The sequence below is a fragment of the Pseudochryseolinea flava genome, assembly GCF_003286915.1.
In the GTDB taxonomy this organism is placed as follows: Bacteria; Bacteroidota; Bacteroidia; order Cytophagales; family Cyclobacteriaceae; genus Ohtaekwangia; species Ohtaekwangia flava.
Genome location: NZ_QMFY01000022.1, coordinates 67,189 through 77,713, shown reverse-complemented (window position 1 = coordinate 77,713; position 10,525 = coordinate 67,189). Strand labels below are relative to the sequence as shown.

Genomic DNA, 10,525 nt, shown 5'->3' with positions numbered 1-10,525 from the left:
TTCCTGCTCGTTTAAGATCCCAATGATCTGTGCTTCTGTGAATCTTGTTTTTTTCATAACGCTTTTTCAGATGGTTAAAGTTAAAAACTCTAATTTTAACCTGTTCTAAAAAACCAGCCAGGTACCCAACCACCGCGTTATATACATCAGAACCCATTTCGTATCACAATAATGTTGCACCGCGCTCATTAACAACGAATGGTCTATCGTGTCAAAGAAACTTTTGATATCAAGGTCGATCGCCCAGCTATGCGCAAAACTATTCCGCGTTGCCTGTGCTACGGCGTCATGACAATTTCTCCTAGGCCGATACCCAAATGAGCTGTTATGAAATTGTGGCTCTACTATTCGTTCAAGATGCGTCTTCACGACTTCCTGTGCGATACGATCCAAAAGGGTGGGAATGCCTAGCTTTCGTATTCCCCCTGACCGTTTCTTAATTGCGACTTCTTTGACAGCACTCGGAAAATAACTTCCTGAACTTAGTCGATTCCAGAGTTTGTACAAATGTGTTTTCAGATTACTATCTAGTGTAACCCAATCCATTCTATCAACACCGAAACTTCCTTTGTTGGACTTTACTTTCTGGTAGGCCTGCCAAACCATCTTCCTGGTAATTGGCTGTGATCGCGTTTCATAATAGTCGGTCATCCCATTTTAACGGTTGTCGATAACTATAAAACAAAACAGGCTAAGTCCTTCGCTCCATTGCCTTTCAACAGCTTCATCGCTACTACAACTTAGTCCGTCACCGCTATCTGATGTCATCCTTACATCGCAATTGTTTTTGTAACTAATTGCAGCGATAGCGATTTCTCTTGTTCCATACAAAAGCCTTTGCTGAAGTCTTGTTCGCTTTACCCCGGATGTTATGCAATCAGTAATCAGATCTTCCATTGCACTTGGTCACAGACACAAACGTAACTACCTGTTTTCAACATCTTCTCTTTTACATTACGAGGCTTCAGTCGCGAATTCACGCTATTCAACTCTTCAACAATCATCTTCGGAGATCTTGTCTCCGTTTTTCCTTATCGTTCACCACAAAAGCTGTTTCCATCTTTGCAGCATAAGGTGATTTGCAAACTACTTCTGACAGTCGTCTGCGGAAGACCAATTCTCCTTATTCAGTTACAAACGTTGGCCAGTTCTGTTCGCTCGACTTCCACACGCTACATAAATGATCACAGAGTCTTCCATCTTTTGTACAGCATCTCCCTTCGTACAACTGAAGGAAGTTCAAGACACACACGTTCGCATATAAAGCGTGCCGGCAGTCCAAATTAATAATTAATCATCAAACTCTGCCGGCATGATTTATATGCATTGTTAGCGGCTGGCACTTATTTCACGAATTTGGTTTTGAACTCGTCCACCAATGAGTCGACCATTTCCTTAAGGTTTATGTCCTTTGTCTTCTCCTTTTTGTGAAATAAGTCACACAGTTTAGATGATTCAGTCCATATTTGAATCAACTGCTCAATTGTCACTTTGAAGTTTGTCGAGTTGTCCAACGTAAAATGAACAGCGAAATTTCTTAACTTAAAAAGTAGATTTAACCTGATTGGGTTCAATTTTTTCTTGTCGATCTCGTCCTTTAGACAATAGATTATTTTATTGGGAACAGATGCTTTGTCCAACGAATTAAATGTGAAGTCGTCCATCTTTTCGTTTACCCTCATGAGGAGCAAATGTCTGTTGGTGAGAGACTCGATAAAAAAAGCAAAATTAGTTACGTGTCCCAGTAAGTCTTGCCCACTCAACTCAGTGTTTTTCGGAAACTTCATCGCTGTATAGTTCGCATCGAGTTGAGCTTTCATCCAAGCGTCAGATATTTTAGTCTGTGTCACACGGGAAATAACGTACCCGTCAAATTTTATAAGTTTTTTAACGTCTCCAAAAATCTTGTCGCTTACTTTGTCCAACGCTTTATGATCTGCGTCAGTAGTGTCGATCTTCTTTAACTCTTCTCCAAAAAGCTCCGATGCGATTTTATATTTTATTTCTTCGTCAATATGGTCAAATGAGTCATACAAGAAAAACTTTGCAGCCTCACTCATTTTGGTGAATGCGTCTAAGATTTTATTGTCGTCTAACTTGTTGCTCATAAGTGCTTGCCGCTAACGTCCGAATATATGCAATTACCTGATATTTCCTTATAGCAACATTCGCGTTTGTAAGCTCGAAATTCGCCTAAAAATCACGATTCCCGTTCGAAAATCATTGATACTTTTTTATGGTACTTCGCGCGTCACGTAGAAAATTCTTTACTCCATGCGTTGCAAATTGCCGCTGCTGCGTGACAACCGGTGATACGCCTCCTTTACTATCTGTGTTGCAAAACGCACAGTCTTCGACTTTCTGTCTTTCCTTTTGGAGTCTGCTTCACCCCTGGCCCCTAAAGGGGGAAACTATTTCAATTAATGTTCATGTGTGATGAGCTCTTAGGGATAAAAGCTGCAAAGAAGTAAACATCTAGTGCGCTCAGAAACGTCATCCTGGCTTCATCCTCCAGAGAAGCTATAGACATCCTTTCATTTTCTCCATATATTCTCCATACGCGTCCAGTAGTTCTATCATTGTTCTATAGATGTTGCTTCATCGCGCTATAGATGACGTCTCATAAATTCCGATGTTTACTTCATTTTTCTCTCATCGCGCGTTCATTATTCTTTCATTAATTCGCTGTTTCTCCAGATGTCCGTTCATTGCGCTCTCATTATTCTGGCTATCGCCCCTAGGAAGATGCGGTGTTTGTTTCATAGAATGGGTCGTTAATGAAGCAAATAGGAAAGCTACACGGGAAGATCAACGTAGGAAGCTGCGAGTTACGCGTTACGAGCTACGAGAAATGCCTTAGGTAGCTTGTTAGGAGGCTGCGAGCTACGAGTAATGCGTTGGGTGAGACGTCAGAATGCGGAAACTGGAAACCGGCAAACCGGAAACTGGCAACCGGAAACCGAAAACCGGGGCCCCGGAACCAAATAACCATTCCATCTTCAAAAGAATAATTTAATATTGCGCCATGGAAGCACTTCAAATCATCGCACAGAATTTATATCAGGAAGATCTTTACAATATTCCAGGACGTGTGGTGGTGGTGTTACCGGGTGCGTGGGAGAAAGTGAGTGAATCTGATCGTACCGTGCTGGTAAAGATGATCCATGCGGTGAGGATAAACTTCGCTTCGGTTACTGTTATTGAGCGGACCTCCCTTGCTGCTGGCGACCTTGCCGCGCTTTCGCCCGAGAAAGTCCTTGTTTTTGGGGTTCCCGTTACGCCGTCTCCTGCCCTTTACCAGCTTTCTACGCTGGATAATATTCCGTTGATCGCTGCCGATAAGCTCGAGAATCTTGACGACGCCAAAAAGAAAACCCTGTGGGGTGCGCTTAAACAAATGTTTGCGCTGTAAGTGTTTGTGTGTGTGCCTGATAGTTCGTTAAAGGCTTGCTTTAATTTCTTTGCGGGTTTCCGTTGGATTTCTATATTTGCGGTTCTTTAAAAAAGCCATCCCAAGAAAACGGATGGTTTTTATATGTAAACCAGATACGCTAAATCATGAACAGTATTCTCTATTTGATCCCCGCGATGGGAGTTGTTGGCCTGATCGTAATGGCCATTAAGTCTGCTTGGGTAAGCAAGCAAGACGCCGGTGACGCTAAAATGCAGGAACTTGCAGGTTACATTGCCGATGGTGCCATGGCATTCTTACGCGCCGAGTGGAAAATCCTCAGCTACTTTGCTGTAATTGCGGCGATTTTACTCGGTTGGTCAGGTACACTCGTTGAAGATTCTTCTTGGATCATCGCTATCGCTTTCCTTATCGGTGCTGTACTCTCTGCTTTCGCAGGATACATCGGGATGAAAATTGCTACCAAGTCTAACGTTAGAACAACACAAGCTGCACGCACTAGCCTTGCGAAAGCTTTACAAGTTTCCTTTACCGGAGGCTCTGTAATGGGTATCGGTGTTGCTGGTCTTGCCATTCTTGGACTCGGCGGACTGTTCATTGTATTCTATCAAATGTTCGTTCCTGAAGGCGCTGCCATCACGGGCGTCGAAATGAAAAAGGCGATCGAAGTACTCGCAGGTTTCTCATTGGGTGCTGAATCAATCGCACTCTTCGCACGTGTAGGTGGTGGTATCTATACAAAAGCTGCAGACGTAGGCGCTGACCTCGTGGGTAAAGTTGAAGCTGGTATTCCCGAAGATGACGTTCGTAACCCTGCAACCATCGCTGATAACGTGGGTGACAACGTAGGTGACGTAGCGGGCATGGGTGCCGATCTTTTCGGTTCGTATGTAGCAACAATCTTGGCTACCATGGTACTCGGACAAGGCATTGATGCTTCTGGCGATAACTTCAACGGACTCTCTCCTATCCTTCTTCCGATGATCATCGCTGGTCTTGGATTGATCTTCTCGATCGTAGCATGTTCATTCGTAAGAATTAGCAAAGAAACTGATAGCGTACAAAATGCTTTGAACATCGGTAACTGGTCATCTATTATTTTGACAGCCATCGCTTCATATTTCGCAGTAAAATATCTGCTTCCTGAAACGATCGTTCACCAATTCCAAAGCACGACCTATACTTTTACATCTACAGATGTTTTCATCGCGATCGTAATTGGTCTTGTTGTAGGAACGTTGATGAGTATCATCACAGAATATTATACAGCCATGGGTAAACGCCCTGTGTTGTCAATCGTAAAACAATCTGGAACTGGACACGCTACCAACATCATTGGTGGTCTTTCTGTTGGTATGGAATCTACCGTGCTTCCAATCTTCGTATTAGCAGGTGGTATTATCGGTTCTTATGAGTTCGCTGGTCTTTACGGTGTGGCGATTGCTGCAGCCGGTATGATGGCCACAACAGCGATGCAATTGGCGATCGATGCATTCGGCCCTATCGCAGATAACGCAGGTGGTATTGCTGAAATGAGCCAGCTTCCTGAAGAAGTTCGTCACCGTACCGATAACCTTGATGCAGTAGGTAACACAACAGCAGCAACAGGTAAAGGATTTGCTATTGCTTCGGCAGCACTTACATCACTCGCACTGTTTGCAGCGTTTGTTGGTGTTGCAGGTATCGATGCGATTAACATCTTTAAAGCACCGGTATTGGCTGGTCTTTTTGTGGGTGGTATGATTCCGTTTATTTTCTCATCCCTTGCTATCGCTGCCGTAGGACGTGCTGCCATGGACATGGTAAACGAAGTTCGTCGCCAGTTCCGCGAAATTCCAGGTATCATGGAATACAAAGCGAAGCCAGAATATGAAAAATGCGTTGCGATCTCTACGAGCGCGTCAATTCGTGAGATGATTGCTCCAGGTGCTATCGCGATCGTTGCACCAGTGCTAGTCGGATTCATTTTCGGCCCTGAGGTTCTTGGTGGTCTTCTTGCTGGTGTTACAGTATCAGGTGTATTGATGGGTATGTTCCAATCAAACGCCGGTGGTGCTTGGGATAACGCGAAGAAGTCTTTCGAGAAAGGTGTCGAAATCAACGGACAGATCTATTACAAAAAGTCTGAGCCACATAAAGCATCTGTAACCGGTGACACTGTTGGTGATCCATTCAAAGATACCTCTGGTCCATCGATGAACATTTTGATTAAGCTTACTTCAATCGTAGCCTTGATCATTGCACCACATATTTCACAAAAGGCACATACACCATCCGTGAAAAATGAGGTTGCTAAGCCGAAAGTTGAAACGGTGAGCTATACAAACGACGCTCAGAAGTAAACCTTCTTCACACGTTTTTAATAGAAAGCCTCGACATGTCGGGGCTTTTTCTATTTTTGGTAATCATTGAACCGTTATTTATATGAAAGTATTGATCACTTTGACTTTAATCTTAGTTGGTTTTTCAGGATTAGCGCAGAATTCAGTCGTGGGTAAGTGGGTAACGATCGACGATAATACCGGAGAACAAAGGTCTATTGTCGAGCTTTTTGACCGCGGCGGTAAGGTGTACGGAAAGATCATCAAGATATTTCCACAACCCGGTAAAGACCCGGATCCAGTTTGTTTGCAATGCCCTGAGGATGACAATCGTTATAAGAAGAAGATTGTAGGAATGGAAATCTTACAGGGGATGACAAAAGACGGTGACGCCTATGCAGGAGGAAACATTTTAGATCCGGAATCAGGGAAAATTTACCGTTGTAAAATTTGGCTTGAGAATAGTAATTTGATGGTGAGGGGTTACTGGGGGCCCTTTTATCGTACCCAGGAATGGAAGCGGGCGAATTGAGCGGCATGGCGGTACATTTAGTGAAAAATTTACAAAAAAGTAACATCTACGGTTACTAAGACATCAAAAGATGGTATACAGGTCGAGCTCAAACATGAACGAGAAAGAGATTTTCGAACGCATCTGCAAGGGTGACGAAAAAGCGCTTGAGTTCTTGTACAAGAAGTACTACCGGATGATGACCAAGCTGGTCATTACCAACAGCGGAACGGAGGATGAGGCCCGGGATATTTACCAAGATGCCTTGATTGTTTTTTGGCAGAAGGCTACATCAGGAAACTTGGTGTTAACCTCAAAAATCAGCACGTACATCTACAGCATCTGTCAGAACCTCTGGCGAAAAGAATTGGATCGGAAGAAGCGCCTTTCCAATGAAGAAAAAGATACGGCTGTGGCTGTCGACACTGAGTCTGCAGAACGCGACAAGATCATCATTCAATGCATTGAGCAATTGGGTGAGACGTGTAAGAAAGTACTGATGTACTACTACTTTGAAGAAATGTCGATGCAGGATATTGCCGACCAACTTGGATTCGCCAATACCGACACTGCAAAGACAAAAAAATACAAGTGCAAAAAGAAACTTGATGAATTAGTGAAAGCTCAGTATTCTGAGCAGGATTTTTTGGATTAAGAGCATATGGCGTCAGAAAGAGATTTAGAATTATTGGATGACTACGTCAGCAACCGTCTAGCGGGCGCTGAGAAGAGTGCCTTCGAACAGAAGCTCGAAGGTGATCCAGCTTTAAAAAGGGAATACCAGGTTCAAAGCAAGATTGCAGAAGCGTTACGCACAGCACGTGCTGCGCAACTGAAGGCTATGCTTGGCGCGATCCCTACACCAGCGATACAAGGCGGTGGCGAATCCTCTCTCCTTTCGAAAGTAGGGATGTGGGTAGCGGCGTCGGCAGTTGTTGGTGCCGGTGTATACTTCTGGTTGAACAGTAACGACGCCTCTGAAAAGGTCGAAGAGCCTGTAACGCAAGCACCTGATACTACCACGCAAGAAAGCATGGAAGCTGTAGCACCTGCAGAAGAAGCTCCGGAAACAACACAAACGCCAGCGGCTAATTCAGACGAATCGACAAGCCAAACCGCTCCGGCGAAGAAACCTATTACAGCGAAAAAAGATAGCGGAAGCACTTCAGCTCAAGGCGCGCCAAAAATCGATGCCTTTGATCCTACTGCCGAAGAATCTGGCAACAACAATGTCGCGGCTTCTCCCGAGGCGGTTGTCGCAGCATCCGAAGAACCTGTATCTAACAAGGAACAAACACATGCTGAAATCATCAGCGGTCATAAAAAGTATAAGTTCCACTACCAGTTCAAGAACGACAAAGTATTGCTCTACGGACCTTTCCAAGCCAACCTTTATGAGATCATGGAGTTCTTTGGCGGACCACAGCAGACCGTCTTCTTGTTCCACAATAGTACCTATTACATGATGACGAACGATGGCGACAAGATCAAGCCATTGCTACCGATAAAAGACCCCAAGTTGATCAACAAACTTGATGAGTCCAGGAAGATAAAATGATTGGCTAATATCTAAGATCCCGCTTCGTCGGGATCTTTTTTTGTTCATGGGTTGGCAATCCACGTTGGAATACTATTTTTATTACCTTTGCCAGCTAGCATGGAGAAGATTATTCGCAAAAAACGACTCGGAGGCTACCCAGCATTGGGGGTAGTGTTCAGCATCTTTCTAGCGCTCGTTGTGCTGGGTATGTTCGGACAAATGCTCATCTATTCGAATGGTTTCGAACGCATGGTGCGCGACAATGTAAACGTTAAGGTTTATCTGAAATCTACCTTGACAGAATCACAGCGCAAGCAGCTTGAAAAAACGCTCGCCTCAAAAAATTACATCGCAAAAACAGATGAGGCGATTACATTCATTTCGCGCGAAGACGCGGAGAAAGAACTTATCAAAGAGATCGGCGACTACAAACAAATTCTTGGCGAGAATCCACTCAAGGATGCTTACATCGTCAAGATCGACCCAATCCACCAAGACACGACACAGTTGAAAGCGATTCAAACGGAGATCGAGAAAATGAATGGTGTCGTTGAAGCCACGTACGAAAAACACTTGTACGATCAAGTCAATAAGAACTTCACGAAGATTTCCATCGGCCTACTCATTCTTGCAGGCTTATTGATTGGCGCGATCTTCTTGCTGGTGTTCAACACACTTCGCCTGGCCTTGTTCTCTCAACGTTTCCTAATCCGTAGCATGCAATTAGTAGGCGCACGGAAATGGTTTATCCAACGACCTTTCTTATTTCGGGCTGCAGGTTACGGCTTACTCTCTGGAATTCTAGCAGGTGTGTTTCTCTACTCGTTTTTCAACTTCGCAGAGCGCGTGCTCTCTGAACTTCAAACCCTAAACGATCGTCAAAATTTTTATCAGCTACTCGTCGTCCTCGTCATCTTCGGAATGATTGTCGCGGTAGGCAGCACCTATCTCGCCATCAGACGGTATCTGAAAATGTCTCTTGATCAACTCTACTGAAATTATAACATAGCATGGAAAGCAAACTTCCTTTTGGTAAAAAGAACTATCAACTCATGATCATTGGTGTCGTGACTTTGACCCTTGGATTTATCATCATGGCCAACGACAGTGAACCACATGGTTTTGGTTTTATGGGACTATACCTCGGTCCTATCGTAACCATGGCGGGTTTCTTAATCGAGATCTGGGCCATCTTACACACGCCAGAAGCTAAAAACAAGTAGTGCCACATGACAATCATTGAAACGATTGTACTCGCGATTGTTGAGGGCATCACAGAATTTCTCCCGATATCTTCTACAGGACATATGATCATTGCCTCATCGCTGATGGGCATTGCTTCGGATCCTTTTACCAAGATGTTCACAGTCGCCATTCAATTCGGAGCGATTCTTTCTGTGATCGTACTATACTGGAAACGATTCTTTCAATCATTCGACTTCTATTTCAAACTTGCCGTTGCATTTATTCCCGCCGCCATTGCCGGTCTCCTATTCAACGACTTCATCGACGCCATGCTTGAGCGTGTCGATGTTGTGGGTTACACACTATTAGCTGGGGGAATCTTTTTCCTCTTCGTTGACAAAATATTCCAAGGAAATGAACACAGTGATAAACAAGTAGACTATCCTACAGGGTTCAAGATTGGCTGCTTTCAAATTATCGCCATGATTCCGGGTGTATCACGTTCGGCTGCAACAATCATCGGCGGACTCTCGCAGAAGCTAAATAAAAAGACCGCTGCTGAATTTTCATTCTTCCTGGCTGTGCCGACCATGTTTGCTGCGACAGCCATGAAACTCTTCAGCTACTTTAAAGATGGTGGCACCTTCGGATCGCACGAGATCACATTGTTTGTGGTTGGTAACGTCGTAGCCTTCATCGTTGCCATCATCGCGATCAAATCTTTTATTTCATTCCTCACCAAACACGGCTTCAAAATATTCGGATACTACCGCATTATTGTCGGTGCTGCGATTTTGATTTTGTACTACTTCGGTGTGAAGTTGGAAGTTGTGTAAGCGACTTATTACACAGAGATACTCAGAGAAATGCAAGAGGTTCCCAAAGATGAGACTGCAAATGACGGGCGCGTGTTGCTCATCAACAAACCGTACGAATGGACTTCGTTCGATGCGGTGAATAAACTGCGCTATAAACTCAAGATGAAAAAGATCGGCCATGCGGGTACGCTTGATCCCTTGGCTACAGGGTTGCTCATCATCTGCACGGGAAAGATGACGAAGCGTATCGAAGAGTTTATGGGCATGGAGAAAGAATACACGGGCACATTCGTCCTTGGCCAGACCACGCCTTCGCACGATCTCGAAACAGAAATCAGCGAGCCACAAGATATTACGTCGTTAACGGAAGAAGCCATTCATCAGGCAACGAAGCAATTCACGGGCAAGATCAGTCAGATGCCGCCCGTACATTCTGCCATTCGTGTAGGTGGCAAACGAGCCTACCAATTTGCCCGAAAAGGAAAAGAGGTCGAGCTTCAGCCCCGTGACGTAGAAGTAAGTGTATTTGAAATCACAAGAATCCATCTTCCTGCTGTAGACTTTCGAATCGTATGCTCAAAAGGAACGTACATCAGAAGCCTTGCGCGCGATTACGGTAATGCGCTCGGCACAGGTGCTTACATGTCTAAACTCTGCCGCACACGTATCGGAAATTATCTGCTGACCGACGCCGTATCGCCTGAAGATGTGACGTAATCGATATTGTGACGCTCATGT

The 10,525-nt window shown here is 44.4% G+C and carries 11 protein-coding genes; 9 read left to right on the top strand and 2 right to left on the bottom strand.

What is annotated here, in order from left to right; all coding sequences use genetic code 11:
• Positions 1 to 105: 105 nt before the first annotated feature.
• Both DQQ10_RS25605 and DQQ10_RS25595 read right to left on the bottom strand, forming a co-directional pair.
• A complete protein-coding gene (locus DQQ10_RS25605) occupies positions 106 to 651 on the bottom strand; it encodes a reverse transcriptase domain-containing protein (protein WP_112749798.1) in 546 nt (181 codons plus the stop codon).
• 692 nt (positions 652 to 1,343) lie between these two features.
• On the bottom strand, positions 1,344 to 2,108 hold the full coding sequence (locus DQQ10_RS25595) for a hypothetical protein (RefSeq protein ID WP_112749796.1): 765 nt from the start codon (positions 2,106 to 2,108) through the stop codon (positions 1,344 to 1,346).
• A 917-nt stretch (positions 2,109 to 3,025) separates the two neighbouring features.
• Here DQQ10_RS25595 and DQQ10_RS25590 point away from each other — a divergent pair.
• The 9 genes from DQQ10_RS25590 to truB all read left to right on the top strand — a co-directional run bounded on the left by DQQ10_RS25590 (position 3,026) and on the right by truB (position 10,504).
• Positions 3,026 to 3,412, top strand: coding sequence for a hypothetical protein (locus tag DQQ10_RS25590; protein WP_112749795.1), 387 nt, complete (start codon positions 3,026 to 3,028; stop codon positions 3,410 to 3,412).
• 146 nt (positions 3,413 to 3,558) lie between these two features.
• Positions 3,559 to 5,754: a sodium-translocating pyrophosphatase gene (locus DQQ10_RS25585; RefSeq protein ID WP_185147046.1), complete on the top strand. Its 2,196-nt coding sequence runs from the start codon at positions 3,559 to 3,561 to the stop codon at positions 5,752 to 5,754.
• An 82-nt stretch (positions 5,755 to 5,836) separates the two neighbouring features.
• On the top strand, positions 5,837 to 6,265 hold the full coding sequence (locus DQQ10_RS25580; protein WP_112749793.1) for a DUF2147 domain-containing protein: 429 nt from the start codon (positions 5,837 to 5,839) through the stop codon (positions 6,263 to 6,265).
• A 94-nt stretch (positions 6,266 to 6,359) separates the two neighbouring features.
• Complete coding sequence (locus DQQ10_RS25575; RefSeq protein WP_112749792.1) at positions 6,360 to 6,899, top strand: RNA polymerase sigma factor; 540 nt, start codon at positions 6,360 to 6,362, stop codon at positions 6,897 to 6,899.
• Between the two features lie 6 nt (positions 6,900 to 6,905).
• Positions 6,906 to 7,802: an anti-sigma factor family protein gene (locus DQQ10_RS25570; protein ID WP_112749791.1), complete on the top strand. Its 897-nt coding sequence runs from the start codon at positions 6,906 to 6,908 to the stop codon at positions 7,800 to 7,802.
• A 99-nt stretch (positions 7,803 to 7,901) separates the two neighbouring features.
• Entirely contained in the window at positions 7,902 to 8,780 is an 879-nt protein-coding gene (locus DQQ10_RS25565; protein WP_112749790.1) for a cell division protein FtsX, read from the top strand.
• Between the two features lie 14 nt (positions 8,781 to 8,794).
• Positions 8,795 to 9,007: a DUF3098 domain-containing protein gene (locus tag DQQ10_RS25560; RefSeq protein ID WP_112749789.1), complete on the top strand. Its 213-nt coding sequence runs from the start codon at positions 8,795 to 8,797 to the stop codon at positions 9,005 to 9,007.
• 6 nt (positions 9,008 to 9,013) lie between these two features.
• Positions 9,014 to 9,805 carry an undecaprenyl-diphosphate phosphatase gene (locus tag DQQ10_RS25555; RefSeq protein ID WP_112749788.1) on the top strand — a complete coding sequence of 264 codons (792 nt, stop codon included), beginning with the start codon at positions 9,014 to 9,016 and terminating at the stop codon, positions 9,803 to 9,805.
• A 30-nt stretch (positions 9,806 to 9,835) separates the two neighbouring features.
• Positions 9,836 to 10,504, top strand: coding sequence for a tRNA pseudouridine(55) synthase TruB (gene truB, locus DQQ10_RS25550; protein WP_112749787.1), 669 nt, complete (start codon positions 9,836 to 9,838; stop codon positions 10,502 to 10,504).
• The last annotated feature ends 21 nt before the right edge of the window (positions 10,505 to 10,525 follow it).